This window comes from Streptomyces sp. S6 (assembly GCF_054880855.1).
In genome coordinates this window covers 12590-29435 of sequence record NZ_JBTYMC010000003.1, presented here as the reverse complement: position 1 = coordinate 29435, position 16846 = coordinate 12590, and the positions used below count along the sequence as shown (strand labels likewise).

The 16846-nt window shown below is 69.7% G+C and carries 17 protein-coding genes; 10 read left to right on the top strand and 7 right to left on the bottom strand.

From position 1 onward, the window contains the following. Positions 1-10: 10 nt before the first annotated feature. On the bottom strand, positions 11-844 hold the full coding sequence (locus tag ACVNF4_RS00745) for a DUF3558 domain-containing protein (RefSeq protein ID WP_461800641.1): 834 nt from the start codon (positions 842-844) through the stop codon (positions 11-13). Positions 845-1090: 246 nt separating this feature from the next. Between ACVNF4_RS00745 and ACVNF4_RS00740 the strand changes: the two genes are divergently transcribed. Further along, the gene (locus ACVNF4_RS00740) at positions 1091-2284 is read left to right on the top strand and encodes an RtcB family protein (protein ID WP_461800640.1); all 1194 of its coding nucleotides are present in this window, start codon (positions 1091-1093) and stop codon (positions 2282-2284) included. A gap of 74 nt (positions 2285-2358) precedes the next feature. Here the strand turns inward: ACVNF4_RS00740 and ACVNF4_RS00735 are convergent, their stop codons facing one another. Then, entirely contained in the window at positions 2359-2583 is a 225-nt protein-coding gene (locus tag ACVNF4_RS00735) for a hypothetical protein (RefSeq protein WP_461800639.1), read from the bottom strand. After that, positions 2583-3347, bottom strand: coding sequence for an SDR family NAD(P)-dependent oxidoreductase (locus ACVNF4_RS00730; protein WP_461800638.1), 765 nt, complete (start codon positions 3345-3347; stop codon positions 2583-2585). Before ACVNF4_RS00730 ends, ACVNF4_RS00735 begins: the two co-directional genes overlap by 1 nt. Positions 3348-3497: 150 nt before the next feature. Here ACVNF4_RS00730 and ACVNF4_RS00725 point away from each other — a divergent pair, with 150 nt between their 5' ends. From ACVNF4_RS00725 to ACVNF4_RS00700, 6 genes are all read left to right on the top strand, one after another. Then, on the top strand, positions 3498-3974 hold the full coding sequence (locus tag ACVNF4_RS00725; RefSeq protein WP_461800637.1) for a hypothetical protein: 477 nt from the start codon (positions 3498-3500) through the stop codon (positions 3972-3974). Positions 3975-4123: 149 nt separating this feature from the next. Then, positions 4124-5227: an LLM class flavin-dependent oxidoreductase gene (locus ACVNF4_RS00720; protein ID WP_461800636.1), complete on the top strand. Its 1104-nt coding sequence runs from the start codon at positions 4124-4126 to the stop codon at positions 5225-5227. Next, positions 5224-5832 (top strand): FMN reductase, encoded by a 609-nt coding sequence (locus tag ACVNF4_RS00715; RefSeq protein WP_461800635.1) that lies wholly within the window; start codon positions 5224-5226, stop codon positions 5830-5832. Before ACVNF4_RS00720 ends, ACVNF4_RS00715 begins: the two co-directional genes overlap by 4 nt. A 207-nt stretch (positions 5833-6039) precedes the next feature. Beyond that, on the top strand, positions 6040-6765 hold the full coding sequence (locus ACVNF4_RS00710) for a response regulator transcription factor (protein WP_461800634.1): 726 nt from the start codon (positions 6040-6042) through the stop codon (positions 6763-6765). Then, positions 6766-8178 carry a sensor histidine kinase gene (locus ACVNF4_RS00705; RefSeq protein ID WP_461800633.1) on the top strand — a complete coding sequence of 471 codons (1413 nt, stop codon included), beginning with the start codon at positions 6766-6768 and terminating at the stop codon, positions 8176-8178. Next, on the top strand, positions 8171-8845 hold the full coding sequence (locus ACVNF4_RS00700) for a GNAT family N-acetyltransferase (RefSeq protein ID WP_461800632.1): 675 nt from the start codon (positions 8171-8173) through the stop codon (positions 8843-8845). The genes ACVNF4_RS00705 and ACVNF4_RS00700 overlap by 8 nt, the downstream gene beginning before the upstream one ends. Positions 8846-8918: 73 nt before the next feature. On the opposite strand, the gene ACVNF4_RS00695 is transcribed toward ACVNF4_RS00700, so the two are convergent. The 3 genes from ACVNF4_RS00695 to hemL all read right to left on the bottom strand — a co-directional run bounded on the left by ACVNF4_RS00695 (position 8919) and on the right by hemL (position 12391). Continuing rightward, positions 8919-10250: a polysaccharide deacetylase family protein gene (locus ACVNF4_RS00695; protein WP_461800631.1), complete on the bottom strand. Its 1332-nt coding sequence runs from the start codon at positions 10248-10250 to the stop codon at positions 8919-8921. A 141-nt stretch (positions 10251-10391) separates the two neighbouring features. Beyond that, positions 10392-11075: a histidine phosphatase family protein gene (locus ACVNF4_RS00690; protein WP_461800630.1), complete on the bottom strand. Its 684-nt coding sequence runs from the start codon at positions 11073-11075 to the stop codon at positions 10392-10394. Beyond that, positions 11072-12391: a glutamate-1-semialdehyde 2,1-aminomutase gene (gene hemL, locus ACVNF4_RS00685; protein WP_461800629.1), complete on the bottom strand. Its 1320-nt coding sequence runs from the start codon at positions 12389-12391 to the stop codon at positions 11072-11074. The genes ACVNF4_RS00690 and hemL overlap by 4 nt, the downstream gene beginning before the upstream one ends. Before the next feature lie 323 nt (positions 12392-12714). On the opposite strand from hemL, the gene ACVNF4_RS00680 reads away from it, so the two are divergent. Next, a complete protein-coding gene (locus ACVNF4_RS00680) occupies positions 12715-13353 on the top strand; it encodes a hypothetical protein (RefSeq protein WP_461800628.1) in 639 nt (212 codons plus the stop codon). A gap of 69 nt (positions 13354-13422) precedes the next feature. Here ACVNF4_RS00680 and ACVNF4_RS00675 read toward each other — a convergent pair whose 3' ends face one another. Beyond that, a complete protein-coding gene (locus ACVNF4_RS00675; protein ID WP_461800627.1) occupies positions 13423-15231 on the bottom strand; it encodes an RICIN domain-containing protein in 1809 nt (602 codons plus the stop codon). A gap of 192 nt (positions 15232-15423) precedes the next feature. Between ACVNF4_RS00675 and ACVNF4_RS00670 the strand changes: the two genes are divergently transcribed. Together ACVNF4_RS00670 and ACVNF4_RS00665 are read left to right on the top strand one after the other, a co-directional pair. Beyond that, positions 15424-16086 carry a TlpA family protein disulfide reductase gene (locus ACVNF4_RS00670; RefSeq protein ID WP_461800626.1) on the top strand — a complete coding sequence of 221 codons (663 nt, stop codon included), beginning with the start codon at positions 15424-15426 and terminating at the stop codon, positions 16084-16086. Next, positions 16083-16844, top strand: a complete 762-nt coding sequence (locus ACVNF4_RS00665; RefSeq protein WP_461800625.1) for a cytochrome c biogenesis CcdA family protein — start codon at positions 16083-16085, stop codon at positions 16842-16844. The genes ACVNF4_RS00670 and ACVNF4_RS00665 overlap by 4 nt, the downstream gene beginning before the upstream one ends. Positions 16845-16846 lie beyond the last annotated feature (2 nt).

Sequence of the window (16846 nt, the reverse complement as noted above, 5' to 3'; positions counted from 1 at the left end):
GAGCGGGCGGTCAGCCGAGCCTGTCGGCCAGTTGAGCCGCGAGTTTCCGGGCCTTGTCCTGCATTTCCTTGCTGTCCGGGACCGTGCCGAGGGTGGCCGGCTGCTCCTCGTACTGGACGGTCACGATCACGTTGGACGTGCGGAACGCCACAGTCACCGTGCGCTGCTTGGCCGTCGAACCGGAGCTGGTGAGGGCGTCGTCGATGAACGCCTCGTCGCCGAGGTCGTCGAGGGTGCGGGGCTGGATCTCCTCGGTGGGGGTGGTGGGGGAGAGGGAGGGGGATACCGAGGTACTAGGGGTCGCACCGGCGGAGGGGGTGGCCGGAGGGCCGCTGAGGGCGGGGGAGGCGCTCGGGGTACTAGGGGTAGGGGTGCTCGGGGTCGGGGACGTGCGGACCGGGAGGTCGGCCGCGTCCTGCTTCCGCGCGAACAGGGTCTGCGCCTGGGAGTCGTCGCTGACCGTGTTGGTGTAGGAGACGACGCGCTCGAAGTCGACGGAGAGGTGGTCCGTCGCGGCGGTCGACTCGACCTTCCAGCGGCAGCCGACGCGGCGGTCCGTGTCGTACGTCAGGGCGGGGGTGCCCGCGTACGCCTTCTGCTGCTGCGTCGGGTCCATGAGCTGCTTGATGCCCGGCAGGAGCGCGTCCAGCGTGCCTCGGCTCACCGCGCCGCACGCCTCGGGGAGCGTCGCGTACCGGCCCGGCTGCGCCGTCGTGCTCGTCGTGCCGCCGTCGCCCGGGTTCGAGTTGTCCGTCGAACCGCCGCCGTCCGAGCCGGTCGTGCAGCCGGCCAGCAGCACCGCGAGGAGGGCTGCCGCGCCGGGGACGTACGCCTTGCGCTGCACGAGGGCTCCTTAAGGGCTAGGGGTGATCCCTGTGAGGGTTCCGGTGTGGGGGGTACCAGTGTCCCTCGCCGGGAATTTCGCTTGCCGGGCGAGGGTGACACCTGACGACAATGTGTATCGCACGCGACACCGCCGATGCCGGTCCGGCATCCGTTTCGTCGGCCTGATGCCGGTATTGCGTATCCGGTCCTTTGCGCTGTTTGTCGCGTTCACGGTTTTTATGTTCATGGGGGAATGAGGGAAGTCATGTCGTACGTGGAGATGCCGGGCGCGAAGGTGCCCATCCGGATGTGGACCGACCCCGCGGGGGTGGAGGAGGTCGCGCTCCAGCAGCTGCGCAACGTCGCGACCCTGCCGTGGATCAAGGGCCTGGCCGTCATGCCCGACGTCCACTACGGGAAGGGTGCGACCGTCGGGTCCGTCATCGCGATGCAGGGGGCCGTGTGCCCCGCCGCCGTCGGGGTGGACATCGGGTGCGGGATGTCGGCCGTGAAGACGTCGCTCACCGAGAACGACCTGCCGGGGGACCTGTCCCGGCTGCGGTCCGAGGTGGAGGCGGCGATCCCGGTCGGGCGGGGGATGCACGACGACCCCGTCGACCCCGGCGGCTTCCACGGGCTGGCCACCTCCGGGTGGGACGACTTCTGGGGGCGGTTCGACGGGGTCGCGGACGCGGTGAAGTTCCGCCAGGAGCGCGCCGTCAAGCAGATGGGGACGCTGGGGGGCGGGAACCACTTCGTCGAGATCTGCGTGGACACGACCGGCGCGGTGTGGCTCATGCTGCACTCCGGATCGCGCAACATCGGCAAGGAGCTCGCCGAGCACCACATCGGGATCGCGCAGAAGCTCCCGCACAACCAGGGGCTCGTCGACCGCGACCTCGCGGTCTTCGTCTCCGACACCCCGCAGATGGCGGCCTACCGAGGCGACCTGTTCTGGGCGCAGGAGTACGCGAAGTACAACCGCACCCTGATGATGGCGCTGCTCAAGGACGTCGTCCGCAAGGAGTTCAAGAAGGCGCGGCCGGTCTTCGAGCCGGAGATCTCCTGCCACCACAACTACGTGGCGGAGGAGCGGTACGACGGGATGGACCTCCTGGTGACCCGTAAGGGTGCGATCCGGGCGGGGTCCGGGGACTACGGGATCATCCCCGGGTCCATGGGGACCGGGTCCTACATCGTGAAGGGCCTCGGGAACCCGCTCGCCTTCAACTCCGCGTCCCACGGCGCCGGGCGGCGGATGAGCCGCAACGCCGCCAAGCGGAGGTTCTCCGTCAGCGATCTGGAGGAGCAGACGCGGGGGGTGGAGTGCCGTAAGGACTCCGGGGTCGTGGACGAGATCCCGGGCGCCTACAAGCCGATCGAGCAGGTCATCGACCAGCAGCGGGATCTGGTGGAGGTCGTGGCGAAGCTCAAGCAGGTGGTGTGCGTGAAGGGGTGAAGGTATTACGGGGGCGCCCCTAGGGGGGGCGGTGTGAAGGGGTGCGGCGCCCGGTGCGTCGTACCCCTTCCGCGTTACTTCGCGTGGCGTACCGCGTAGATCCCGATGAACGCGATGATGTGGATGACGAAGAAGAAGTAGGCGAGGTAGATCCAGACCTGGCGTTCGTTCTTGGTCTCCCGGGCCATGCGGCGGAGTTCGGCGGCGCGCTCGGGGGTGATGTCGGGTTCGGACGCGGGTTCCGGAGCGGGGTCCTGGACCGGTTCCGGGGGTGTCGCGTCCGTCGGCTGGTCCGCCATCACAGCTCCCGGTGGACCTTCGTGTTGGACGCCTGGGCGCGGGGGCGCAGGACCAGGAGGTCGACGTTGACGTGGCTGGGGCGGGTGACCGTCCAGGTGATCGTGTCGGCGACGTCGTCCGCGGTGAGGGGTTCGGCCACGCCCTCGTACACCTTCGCCGCCCGCGCCTCGTCGCCGCCGAAGCGGGTCAGGGCGAACTCGTCGGTCTTGACCATGCCGGGGGCGATCTCGATGACACGGACCGGCTTGCCGACGATCTCCAGGCGGAGGGTCTCCGCGAGGACGTGGGCGCCGTGCTTGGCGGCCACGTATCCGGCGCCGCCCTCGTAGGTGCCGTGGCCGGCCGTCGAGGAGACGACCACGACCGTGCCGTCGCCGCTCGCCTCCAGCTTGGGCAGGAGCGCCTGGGTCAGGTTGAGGGTGCCGATGACGTTCGTCTCGTACATCGTGCGCCAGTCGGACGGCTTGCCGGTGGCGACCGGGTCGCCACCGAGGGCGCCGCCCGCGTTGTTGACGAGGACGCCGATCGTCTCGAACGCCGTGGCGAACTCGTCCACCGCCGCGCGGTCCGTGACGTCCAGGGCGTACGCCGTGGCCGAGCCGCCCGCCTCGGTGATCTCCTTCGCCAGGGCCTCTATGCGGTCCTCCCTGCGGGCCGTGAGGACTACTCGGTAGCCCGCCTGAGCCAGCTTGCGGGCCGTGGCGGCGCCGATGCCGCTGCTCGCGCCGGTGACGACTGCGATGCGGGACGCGGGGGAGGGCATTTGTGCTCCTGAGGTACGGCTACGGGGGGTTCCAGGGTAGGCCGGGGGCGGGTGCGGACGGGGGTGGGCTTCACCTGTTGGGCGGTGCCTGGGGTGGAGTGGGTGGGGGATGTATGGCGTATGACCTTTCGTGCGCCGAGGAGTGATGGTATGGGCAGGTTTCTGGTGGTTGGGGTGGTCGCGGTGGCGGGTTTGGTGTTCGGGGGCGGGGGTGCCGTGGCCGGCTCTCAGGGGGTAGTACCTGAGGCCGACCTCTCGTATCACGGGGTCGCCGTGATGGAGGGCGGGCGGATGGAGGTGCGGGTCGTGCCGCGCAACCACGGGCCCTCGGGGGTCCCGGACTCGGCCGTGCGGCTGCGGTGGTCCGTACCGCTCGCGACCGGGGTGCAGCGGCTGCCCGAGGGGTGCGTGCGGGTGGGGACCGCGGAGGTGGTGTGCCGGACGGGTGCGCTCGCGGCGGACTCGTCGGGGGAGCGGATCGAGGTGGGGGTACGGCTCAGGGGGCGGCCGGAGGAGGCCGTACTGGAGGTGGAGACGGCGTGGAGCGGGGGGACGGTCGACCGGAACCGGGGGAACGACCGGCAGCGGGTGCTGGTGCTGGAGACGGGGGACGCGTACTACTTCTGACGCCGTCCCCCGAGGCCTCGGCCCGGAGGCGCGTGGCGCCGGACGGGACCTGCCCCCGCGGGGTGATCGGATGGCCGGGGAATACCGCTGGAGAGGGATGCGTTCCGGCGGTATAGTTTAACGGTCAACAACTTGGAGGGTGAGCGGGCATGCAGTTCGGGATCTTCACCGTCGGCGACGTCACGCCGGACCCCACGACCGGTCGGACGCCGACCGAGCGTGAGCGGATCAAGGCGATGGTCGCCATCGCGCTCAAGGCCGAGGAGGTCGGGCTCGACGTCTTCGCGACCGGCGAGCACCACAACCCGCCGTTCGTGCCGTCGTCGCCCACCACGATGCTCGGCTACGTCGCCGCGCAGACCGAGAAGCTGATCCTCTCCACCTCCACCACGCTGATCACGACGAACGACCCGGTGAAGATCGCCGAGGACTTCGCGATGCTCCAGCACCTGGCCGACGGCCGCGTCGACCTCATGATGGGCCGCGGGAACACCGGGCCGGTCTACCCGTGGTTCGGGCAGGACATCCGCGAAGGCATCAACCTGGCGATCGAGAACTACGCCCTGCTGCGCCGCCTGTGGCGCGAGGACGTCGTGAACTGGGAAGGGAAATTCCGGACGGCGCTCCAGGGATTCACCTCGACCCCCCGGCCGCTGGACGACGTCCCGCCGTTCGTCTGGCACGGTTCCATCCGGTCGCCGGAAATCGCGGAGCAGGCCGCGTATTACGGGGACGGGTTCTTCCACAACAACATCTTCTGGCCGTCCGACCACACCAAGCGCATGATCGACCTGTACCGCGCGCGGTACGCCCACTACGGGCACGGGACGGCGGAGCAGGCGATCGTCGGACTCGGCGGGCACATCTTCATGCGGAAGAACTCGCAGGACGCGGTCCGGGAATTCCGGCCGTATTTCGACGTCGCGCCGGTCTACGGGCACGGGCCCTCGCTGGAGGACTTCTCCGCGCAGACCCCGCTGACCGTGGGGACGCCGGAGCAGGTCATCGAGAAGACGCTCAAGTTCCGTGAGTACGCCGGGGATTACCAGCGTCAGCTGTTCCTCGTCGACCACGCCGGGCTGCCGCTGAAGACCGTCCTCGAACAGCTCGACATGCTGGGCGAAGAGGTCGTTCCGGTGCTGCGGAAGGAATTCGCCGTGGGACGCGGGACGAATGTGCCGGAGGCGCCCACGCACGACTCCCTGCTGGCCAAGAAGAACACCGAGGGCAATTCCGAGGAGGTCACGTCGTGAAGCTCGTCGTCGTTTCCGCCGGGCTGAGTGTCCCGTCGTCCACGCGGCTGCTCGGGGAGCGGCTCTCCGCCGCCGTCGGGCAGCAGGTCTCCGGCCTCGAGGTGGAATTCGTCGAGCTGCGGGAACTCGCCGTCGAGATCGCGCAGAATTTCGTGAGCGGATTTCCCGGTGCCGGACTGCGGGCCGCTTTCGACGCGGTCGTCGGCGCCGACGGGCTGATCGTCGTCACCCCCGTCTTCTCCGCGTCCTACAGCGGGCTCTTCAAGTCGTTCTTCGACCTGCTCGACAAGGACTCGCTGGCCGGGAAGCCGGTGCTGGTCGCCGCGACCGGCGGGACGGCCCGGCACTCCCTCGTCCTCGACCACGCGCTGCGGCCCCTCTTCACCTACCTCCGCGCCGTCGTCGTCCCCACCGGGGTCTACGCCGCCTCCGAGGACTGGGGTGCGCAGGGGCTGCCGGAGCGGATCGAGCGGGCGGCCGGGGAGCTGGGGACGCTGATGCGCGGCCTGTCCGTGGCGCGGGTGCCGCAGGCCCGGGACGAGTTCGAGATCACCGTGCCGTTCGAACAGCGGCTGGCCGCGCTGGGCGGGGGCGCGGGGGAGTGACCCCTGGGGGAAATCCCCTGGGGAGTGACCCTGACGGGGGAAGCCCCTGGTACCTGAGGACTTGATACCTGGGTACCGGGGGCTTTCTCCTGCCCGTCTCCCGCTTGCTTCCCGGTTGCCTCCATCACGGTGAGAGGCAGGTAAAAAGGGTGATCGTAATGGTGGTCGTCACGGCCCTGGAGCCATTCGGCTTGGCAGACTGGAGCAGTGCCTCAGACCGTATTGCTTGCCGAAGACGACCGAGCCATCCGCCATGCCCTGGAGCGGGCGCTGACGCTGGAGGGGTACCAGGTCACGGCGGTGGCGGACGGTGTGGAAGCGCTGGCGCACGCGCACAAGTCACCGCCGGACGTGCTCGTCCTCGACGTGATGATGCCCGGCATCGACGGGCTCCAGGTATGCCGGGTACTACGGGCCGAGGGTGACCGCACCCCGATCCTCATGCTGACCGCGCTCGTCGAGACCGCCGACCGGATCGCCGGCCTGGACGCCGGTGCGGACGACTACGTCGTCAAGCCCTTCGACGTTGAGGAGGTGTTCGCGCGGCTGCGGGCGCTGATGCGGCGCAGCGGCACCGGCACCCCCGCCGCCCCGGCCAGCGCGCCCGCTCCCAAGGAGCCGCCCGTGTCCGACCGGCACATCGAGGCCGCCGGCCTGCGCATGGACCCCCAGGCGCGGCGGGCCTGGCGCGGCGCGCGTGAACTGGAGCTGACCCGCACCGAATTCGAGCTGCTCGAACTCCTCGTCCGCAATTCGGGGATCGTTCTCGACCACTCCACCATTTACGACCGCATCTGGGGATACGACTTCGGCCCCGGTTCGAAGAATCTCGCCGTCTATGTGGGATATCTGCGGCGGAAACTCGACGAGCCCGGCGCACCTCAGCTGATTCACACCGTCAGAGGTGTGGGATACGTCCTCAGGGAGGACTGAGTGAGCCGGCTGCGGCGGCTGCTCGCGCGCCGCCGCCCGGGACTCGCCGCGCTCGGGACGACGTTCGCGCTGTCCTTCGCGGCCGTCACCGCCGCCGTCACCATGCTCGTCGGCATCCTGTCGTACAACGCCGCCGCCCGCCTGGTGCGCGTCGACCAGCAGACCGTCTTCAGCGAGGTCGTGCAGGCCCTGCGGGACGAGGTGCGGCAGCAGAAGATGCGGCCCGAGGACTTCTCGTCGTCCGCGCCGGGGCACGACCTCGTGCGGCCCGCCCGCACCAACGTGCAGGTCCTCGGCCCCGGCGGGGAGATCCTCGACCCCGGCCAGCCGAAGCTGCCCGTCGCCGAGGCGGACCGGAAGATCGCCGCCGAGACCGCCTCCGGGTCGCTCGTCGAACACAAGGACGTCGACGTCGGCGACGACGTCTACCGCGTCGCCACCGTCTCCCTCGGGCGGGGCTGGGGCGCCGTCCAGGTCGCCCAGGAGTTCAGCGGCACCGAGGACTTGCTGCGCAACCTCCAGCAACGCACCTTCGCGCTCATGGCACTTGTCGTCACCGCCGCCGGGCTCTTCGGCTGGTGGCTGGCCCGGCGGATCACCCGGCGGCTCGTCGTACTGACCATGGCCGCCGAGGACGTCGCCCGAACTCGCCGTCTGGGCATCCAGGTTCCCGTCACCGGGTACGACGAGGTCGGGCGGCTCGGGCGGGCCTTCGACCGGATGCTGGGGCGGCTCGCGCAGTCCGAGGAGGATCAGCGGCGGCTCGTCCAGGACGCCGGGCACGAGCTGCGGACGCCGCTCACCTCGCTGCGCACCAACATCTCCCTGCTGCGCCGGATAGACGAACTCCCGCTCTCCACAAGGGAAGAGCTGGTCGCCGACCTCGGGCAGGAGGCGCGTGAGCTGACCGACCTCGTCAACGAACTCGTCGACCTCGCCGCCGGGCAGTCCGACGCCGAGCCGCCGCAGCGGGTCGACCTCGCGGACATCGCGGAGGAGGTCGCCGGGGTCGTCCGGCGGCGCAGCGGGCGCGACATCGTCGTCCGCGTCAGTGGGGACACGACGACCGACGGGCGGCCCGGGTCGTTGCAGCGGGCCGTCTCCAACCTCGTTGAGAACGCCGCCAAGTTCGACCGGGACGGGAAGGGGCCGATCGAGATCAGCGTCACCGGGCCCGCGCGGCCGGGGACCGTCCGGGTCGAGGTGCTCGACCGGGGGCCCGGTATCTCCGAGGGCGACCTCACCCGCGTCTTCGACCGCTTCTACCGCGCCGCGGACGCCCGTTCACTGCCCGGGTCCGGGCTCGGGCTGTCGATCGTCCGCGAGGTCGCGCTGTCGCACGGGGGGACGCCGTACGCGCACCGGCGGGCCGGGGGTGGGTCCGTGATCGGGTTCACTGTCGGGGGTGGCTGAGCATCTGCGGTGGGCCGCCGGGGAGTTGGGCACCGTCCACCGCTTCGAAGGCGCCTCCGCCGTGGTCGCCGCCGGGCTGTCCGGGCGGGACCGGATCGCCGTGGAGGGGGACGCGGACGACGCCGTCGTGCTCGTCGGGCGGCTGCTCGCGGAGTTCGGGCCGACGTATCGGCCGTTCGGGGAGGCGGAGTTGGTGCGGCGGCTGGTGCGGGGGGTGCCGCAACTCTCCCCGGGCGGGCCGGAGTTCCTGTGGATGGAGACCTCCGTGGCACCCGGGGCTCCCGACGGGGTCGAGTGGCTCGACGCGGCGGGGGAGCGGGCCGCAGGAGACCTGTTCCGGGAGTGGTTCCCCTCCTCGCACGCCCAGCCCGGACGGGCCGGAGTGGGGCGGTGGGCCGGAGTGCGGGACGGGGACCGGGTGTCGGCCGTCGCCGCCGACGCCTGGTCCGCCGAGGGGTGCGGGTTCCTCGCCGGGGTCGTCACCCGCCCCGACGCCCGGGGGCGGGGGCAGGGGGCGGCCGTCTCGGCGTACGTCGTCGACTTCCTCGTACGGCGGTACGGGTGCGCGGCGCTGATGGTCGACGCGGACAATCCGGCGGCGGTGGCGGCGTACGAGCGGGTGGGGATGAGCGGATACGCGTTCGGGGTGGCCGCCGTGATCCCCTAGGGCGAGCAGCTCGGTCCGAGCAGCTTTGACGTCAGGGCCGACCCCGGTCGGACTCAGGGTCGGCCCCAGGGGGTCAGCCGGCTGCCGAGGTGCCGATCTTGGCCTCGCTCGACGGCGTGCCCGTAGTGCCCGTAGTACCCGCAGTGCCGCCCGTCGCCGTCATGTAGGCCTTCCACCCGCCCGCCGGCTTCTGCCCGACCTCCAGCTTGCGGAGCTTCTCCAGGACCTCGGGCTTCTGGACGTCGAGCCAGTCAACGAACTGCCGGAAGGAGACCATGCGTACGTCCGCGCCCTTCTCCTTCTCCGCGGCGATGTGCTTGAACGCCTCTTCGACGGAATCCATGTAGATCCCGCCGTTCCAGTGCTCGAAGTGGTTGCCGATGAAAAAGGGCGCGCGGTTGGTGGTGTAGGCGCGCTCGAAGCCCGCGATGTAGGCGCCGGCGGACTGCTTGCGCCAGCCCGGGTAGTTGTGCGCGGGGGCCTTCGTGGAGTTCAGGGACTGGTTGGCCATCATGTTGTAGTCCATCGAGAGGACCTCGAACTTACGGCCGGGGAAAGGTATCGCCTGGAGCGGCAGGTCCCATATCCCCTTCCGCTTCGTCGGCCACATCTGGCGCCCGCCCGGCGAGGAGGCGTCGTAGCGCCAGCCCAGCTCACGGGCCGTGGGCAGCAGGTTGTCCTGGCCGAGGAGGCACGGCGTACGCGCGCCGACGAGTTCCTTGTCGTAGTCGAAGGGGAGCGGCGGCAGGTCCGTCCACCCCGTGTTCGTCCGCCACTCCTTGACGAACTTCTTCGCCTGCTCGATCTCGTCGCGCCACTGCTTGGGCGTCCAGAACTTCACCGAGCCGTGCGTCTCGCCGCAGAAGTGCCCGTTGAAGTGCGTCCCGATCTCGTGCCCTTCGAGCCAGGCGCGGCGGACGTTCGTGAGGGTCGCCTTGACGTGGTCGTCGGTGAGGTAGCCGATGTCGGAGGCGCCGCGCTTGTTGTTCGGCGGTTCGTACAGCCGCTTCTTGCTCTCGGGCAGCAGGTAGAGCCCGGAGAGGAAGAACGTCATGGACGCGCCGTGTTCCTTGGCGAGGTCCAGGAAGCGCGGGAAGAGGCCGTTGCCGACCTCGCCCGCGCCGTCCCAGGAGAAGATCACGAACTGCGGCGGCTCCTCGCCGGCCTCCAGCGGCACCGGCTTGTCCGGCTGGTGCGGCTGTTTGCCGGTGAACGCCGTCGATCCGTCCCCGATGGGCTTCGCCGGAGCGCTGGGCTTGTCACCCTTGGGGGTGCCGCTCGCGGACGGGCTGCTGTCGTCGCCGGAGCCGGAACCTCCGGAGGACGTGCCGCAGGCGGAGAGCCCCGCCGCTGCTGCGGCGCCCGCCCCGAGTCCGATTGCTCCCCTTCGGGTGACAGTGCGCATGGACCTTCCGTTCGTCACGTTTCTCTGGATGGTTCACCCATTCAGAGGAGGTATGGAACGAAGAGGTTCCCTCAGGAGTTCCGGTTTTGGTAACAGAAGCAACTGATTCCGGCCGACATCACAAGAGCCGCAGGGGGATCTTTACGCCCCGAACGCCTTGTCCTTACCCTTCACCGGCTTCGCCCCGGCCCGCAGATGCGCCGGCACGAGGTCGATCGCGGGTTCGGAGTACCCGACGGAGACGATCCGGTCGCCCTGGTACGTGAAGGTCGTCAGCGAGGCCAGCGTGCACTGCCGCCGGCGCGGGTCGTGCCACAGCCGGCGCCGCTCGACGTAGGAGCGGACGATCCAGATCGGCAGCTGGTGGCTGACCAGCACGGCCTCCCGCCCCCGCGCCCGGTCGCGGGCCGCGTCCAGCGCCCCCTTCATCCGGACGACCTGATCGACGTACGGCTCACCCCAGGACGGCTTGAACGGGTTGACGAGGTGCCGCCAGTTCCCCGGCTTCTTCAGTGCCCCGTCGCCGACCCCGAACGTCTTGCCCTGGAAGAAGTTCCCCGCCTCGATCAGCCGCGAGTCGGTCGCGAGATCCAGCCCGTGGGCCTTCGCGATCGGCGTCGCCGTCTCCTGCGCCCGCTCCAGCGGGGAGGCGACCACGTAGGTGACATCCCTGACGGAGAGGTGCTCGGCGACCCGGTCGGCCATCTGCCGGCCCAGCTCGGAGAGGTGGTACCCGGGCAGCCGTCCGTACAGGATGCCCTCCGGGTTGTGCACCTCGCCGTGCCGCATCAGGTGGACGACGGTGAGTTCATTGCTGCTGCTCATGCTGCCGTGGCCTCCGCGGCTGCTCTGGCCGCCGCCGGGAGGGCGTCGGCGATTTTCTGGACGGCACGCTCGTCATGCGCCGTGGACACGAACCACGACTCGAACGACGACGGCGGCAGGTAGACGCCGTTCGCCAGAAGGGAGTGGAAGAACGCGGTGAAACGGTACGACTCCTGCGCCTTCGCGTCGTCGTACGTCCGCACCGGACGGTCGGTGAAGAAGACGGAGAACATGTTGGAGGCGCTCTGCACGGTGTGCGCGACGCTTTCCTTGGTCAGCGCCTGCGAGACCAGCGCCTGGATCTGCTCGGAGACGGCGCCGAGCTTCGCGTACGCGGCGTCGTCCAGCAGCTTCAGCTGGGCGAGGCCCGCGGCCGTCGCGACCGGGTTCCCGGAGAGGGTGCCCGCCTGGTAGACCGGCCCGGCCGGCGCGAGGTGCGCCATCACATCGGCCCGCCCGCCGAACGCGGCGGCCGGGAAGCCACCGCCCATCACCTTCCCGAACGTCATGAGATCCGGGACGACGCCGTCGATCCCGAACCAGCCCGCGCGGCTCGTCCGGAACCCCGTCATCACCTCGTCCGAGATGTACAGCGCGCCGCCGGCCGCGCACAGGTCCTTCAGGCCCTGGTTGAAACCCGGCAGTGGCGGGACGACGCCCATGTTGCCCGGCGACGCCTCGGTGATCACACACGCGATCTCACCGTTGTGCAGCCGGAACGCCTCGCGGACGGCGTCGAGGTCGTTGTAGGGGAGGACGATCGTGTCGCCGGCCTGCGCGCCCGTGACACCCGGGGTGTCGGGCAGTGCGAAGGTGGCGAGGCCGGAGCCGGCGGCGGCGAGCAGCGCGTCGACGTGGCCGTGGTAACACCCGGCGAACTTCACGATCTTGGAGCGCCGGGTGAAGCCGCGGGCGAGGCGGATCGCGGACATCGTCGCCTCGGTGCCGCTGGAGACCAGGCGGACCTGCTCCAGCGGGGCGATCCGGGCGACCATCTCCTCGGCGAGGGCGACCTCTCCCTCGCCGGGGGTGCCGAAGGATGTTCCACGTGAAACAGCGTCCTGGACGGCGGCGATGACCTCCGGGTGGGAGTGGCCGAGGATCATCGGGCCCCAGGAGCAGACCAGGTCGACGTACTCGCGGCCGTCCGCGTCCGTGAGGTAGGGGCCGGTCCCGGAGACCATGAAGCGGGGGGTTCCGCCGACCGCCCGGAACGCGCGGACCGGGGAGTTCACGCCGCCGGGGGTGACGGCCGCGGCGCGGTCGAACAGGGCCTGGGAGGCGGGGGCGTCGTACGAGTAAGGCTGTTCGCTCATGGCCTGCGGCTTCTCCGGCTTGCTGGTGACGGGTAGGGCCTTCTCAGGGTAGGTCAGGGGTACTACGGGTATCGGGGTGCGGGGCTTGTGGAGGGGGCGTGAGGCGCGCGCCGGGAGCCAGGTGGGGCAGCTGTCGGGATCTGAGAAACTGGGATCTGATACATACAGCTCACACGGGCCGTACTGAACGGGGACCGGGAAGATCCCGCGGACAGGATGTTTCACCGCACGTTTCGGCGGGCGGCCGTGGGGGAGGTCACTGACACGATGATCGGGTTGCGCGGGCGGTACCGCGCGTCCTAGAAAAGCAGTCGGGTGGAGATATGCATCGCGGTGGCGGACTGGGCGAGGGGACCGATGACCTGGGTCCTCGTCGTGCCCGGCGGGGAAGGCACCGGCGCGACGCGGAGGAAACAGACGAAGCGCAGCAGACATTTCAGGCACAGGGCGAGTCCGAGGCGGTCGGCCGGCTGATCGGCCCCCGGACCGACCGCCTTCGGGCGGGGAGCGGGAACGGTGGTCGGGTGGGCGTGACGTACAAGTATTTCGGTGCCCCCGACGGCGCGACGGCGGCCCGCGTCCCCATCTCGATGCGCCCCGAGGAACTCGGCGGCGACGAGCTCGGCATGAACGGCATGTTCACGAAGATCAAGCCGGAGACGATGGCCGCGATGGTCCTCACGGGCATCGAGGGCGTCCCCCTCCACAAGGTCCCGCCCCTCGAACTCGTCGTCCTCCACCCCGACTACGCCGTCGTCAAACTCCCCATGACCGTCGTCGACCCCCTCCGCGACATAGGCGAGGAGGCGGTCGGGGCCGCGGCCTTCATCTGGTCGACGGTGCCGGATCGTGGGGGGCCTCGGGATGCGTTCAATGTGTATCAACTGCTGCATGAGTGGCAGGACTTCAGTCATCGGTTGCATGAGGCGGGGCATCAGCCGTACTGCCTGGTGTGGCCCTGACTCAGGGTTGCGCACGTGAAGGGGCGGGGTCTTGGGACCCCGCCCCTTTGAAGTATCGGACGTGTACCGCTACTTGAGCGGTGTGCCGCCCGAATTGCGGTACGTGATCGTCTTGTTGATCAGGTTTCCGCCGTCGGACTCGACCGTGGTCTGTTCCTGCTGGCCGGGGCCGAAGAGGAGGGCGGAGATGTGGGCGTCGGCCACCTGGTTCATGTGGGAGAGGAGCCAGTCGACCTTGTCGTCCTTGTAGTGGGCGAAGGTGTTGTTCTGGGACTTGTTGCCGAGGGGGATCTGCCACAGGACGACCGGCTTGCCGACCGACTCGGCCATCGTCTTGTACCAGCCCAGCATGTCGGCGGCCTTCTGGTCGGTCCAGAAGGTGTCACGGCCGCCGTTGGCCGGCTGCGCGTACCAGCCCGCGTCGCGGTCCACGACGTCGGCGACCAGGAAGTCGGCGTTCTTGGCGCCGAGGTCCGCGTAGTCCTTGACGCACTTCTGCGTGTTGCTCTGCCAGTCCCAGCAGGTGAGGTGGAAGCCGGCGCCCGCGTTCGGCGCGTACTTGTGGGCCATCGTGATCAGGCACTGGGCCAGGCCGGCGGCGCTGTTCTCCTGCGAGCCGCAGTCCGTCGGGTTCGAGGCCTTGACCTGCGCGGCGACCTGGTGGGGGTTGCCGAGCGAGCGGACGTAACCCCAGAAGTCGGGCTCGATGTCGAGCATGTCCTGCGAACTGCCGATCTTCTGGAGGAAGAAGCGGTAGTCGTTCATGTAACGGGTGAGCAGGTCGGTCCTGTTGATGGCCTTGACCTCGCCGGGGCCGTCCGCCTCGCCCGCCGCGTCACCGAGGTCGCGCAGCGAGTACCAGGTCCAGAACATCTTCTGCGGACGCGACTTGCCCTGGTACGTCGCCTTGGACACGTGGTCGTCGTTCCAGGTCACGTAGAAGCCGGGCGCGGTGGTCTCGCCGCTCCAGCAGCCCCACCAGCTCGACCACTCCTTCTTGCAGCGCGACGCCGTGTAGTAGTCCGAGGAGGCCGCGGGCCGGCTGTGCACGTAGGCGTAACGCACGTCGAACGGGGCGGCGTTGGCCGAGGTGTCGTTCATCATGCCGCCGATGAGGACCTTGTCGCTGCCCATGAAGCGCTTCGCCGAGCTGCCGCCGGCGGGGGCCGGGGAGGGCGACGCCGGGCCGGTGCCGCCCTGCGTGGGGGTGGCGCCGTCGGCGCTGCCGGCCGGGACGAGCTTCCACTGCTGGTTGGCGCCGTTCCAGTCGTGGTACTGGGCGATGCGACCGCCGTCGGCCTTGGAGAGGCCGGCGACATCGACGGCCAGGCCGCTGAAGCGGTTGATCAGGCGTACGTAGCCGTCCGCCGACTTCTCCATGTGGAACTGCTGGTTGGCGCCGTTCAGGTCGCGCCACTGCACCAGCGCGGAACCCTCGGTCTTCGACCAGTTCTGGTCGTCCAGCACCTTGCCGGAACTCCGGTTCTGTATACGGAAGTTGCCGTCACCCGAGGCGATGAACTTCCACTGCTGGTTGGCCCCGCCGTTACGGCTCCACTGCGTCAGCGCGGCACCGTCGTTCGCGGCGTACGCGGGAGCGTCCAGCACCTTGCCGCTGCCCCGGTTGACCAGCACGTACCAGGTGTCCGTGTCCACGGTGTCCGCCGAGGCCGTGCTGACCACGACCGCGGAGCCGCCCACGACCGCCAGGGTGACGGCCGCCCAGAAACTCCGGCGCTGGTGCAGCCGGCGGCCACGGTGCGACTGCGGCCGTCCCGCGGTGGCCGAGCGGAGCGACGCGCGACCACGGCGGGAGCCACCGCGGTGGGTGCCACCGCCGGGCGACTCCTCCGGCGACGTGGAGGGGCGAGGGGACATGTCGTGCTCTCTTTCAGCCATTGCTCTGCCCGGACCGCCTGTCCGGACGACCCCTAGTGGTCACCGCTCGCGGAAAGGTTGCTCCGGATCGCGAAATTCTGCGCGGGACGCCTATTCGCGGGCTGAAGTGGGGTTTTTCGGTGGGGAGGGGGGTGCGCAAGATCCTCAGAACGGGCATGCGAAACTTTTCACATGAGTGCCGACAGCCGTGCATCCCGGCGTTCGAACAGCGTGTCCGAGGCCAGCGTCTCCGCGAACCGGCCCCGGTCGCGCCGGGCTGTCCTGATGATGGCGGGCGGTGCGGCGGCGGGTGCGCTGGTGCTGTCCGCCTGCTCGTCGGGCGGGACCTCCGGCGGGGGCGGGGACACGCACTTCGTGATGGGGACCGACGGGATCGCCCGGGTGAAGGCGGGGCAGCGGGACCCGGCGCCGGACTTGTCGGGGAAGGCGGTCGAAGGGCCGGACCTCGACATCACGTCGTTCAAGGGCAAGATCGTCGTCCTGAACGTGTGGGGCTCCTGGTGTTCGCCCTGCCGGGCCGAGGCGCCGGGGTTCCAGAAGGTGTCCGAGAGCCTGAAGAGCAAGGGCGTCCAGTTCATCGGGATCAACACCCGGGACACCAACAACGACAACGCCCTCGCCTTCGAGAAGCAGATGGGCGTCACCTACCCGAGCTTCTCCGACCCCACCGGGAAACTCCTCCTGCGGTTCAAGAAGGGGACGCTGAACCTCCAGACGGTCCCCTCGACGATCGTCGTCGACCGTGACGGCAAGATCGCCGCCCGCTCGCTGTCACCGCTGAGCGAGGACCGGCTGCGGGAGATGATCGACCCGGTGCTCGCGGAGAAGGCGTGAACACGATCGCGTTGGGCGAGCTGAACGGCACCGTCCTCAACGGCGCCCTGATACTGGCCCTCCCGATCGCACTGCTCGGCGGACTCATCTCCTTCTTCTCGCCCTGCGTGCTACCCCTGGTACCCGGGTACCTCTCGTACGTCACCGGTATCAGCGGCACCGACCTCGCGGAGGCCCGTAGGGGTCGGATGGTCGCCGGCGCCTCCCTGTTCGTCCTCGGCTTCACGGTCGTCTTCGTCTCCAGCGGTGCCCTGTTCGGGTACTTCGGCGACACCCTCCAGGCCAACAAAGAGGTCCTGTCGAAGGTCCTCGGCACGCTCATGATCCTCATGGGCGTGTTCTTCATGGGCCTCATGCCGTGGATGACGCAGCGCGAGTTCCGCCTGCACAAGCGGCCGGTCACCGGTCTGGTCGGTGCCCCCCTGCTGGGCGCCCTGTTCGGCATCGGCTGGACCCCCTGCATCGGTCCGACCCTCGCCTCCGTGCTGGCCCTCTCCTCGCAGCAGTCCAGCGCCGGGCGCGGTGCGATCCTGACCGTCGCCTACTGCCTCGGGCTGGGCGTACCGTTCGTGCTCGCGGCGGTCGCCTTCCGCAAGGCGCTGGGGGCCTTCTCCTGGGTCAAGCGGCACTACGTCTGGGTGATGCGGGCCGGCGGCACGATGATGATCGTGACCGGCCTGCTGCTGCTGACCGGCGTCTGGGACGGCATGGTGCAGGACATGCAGTCCTGGTCCAACGGCTTCACTGTGGGGATCTGATC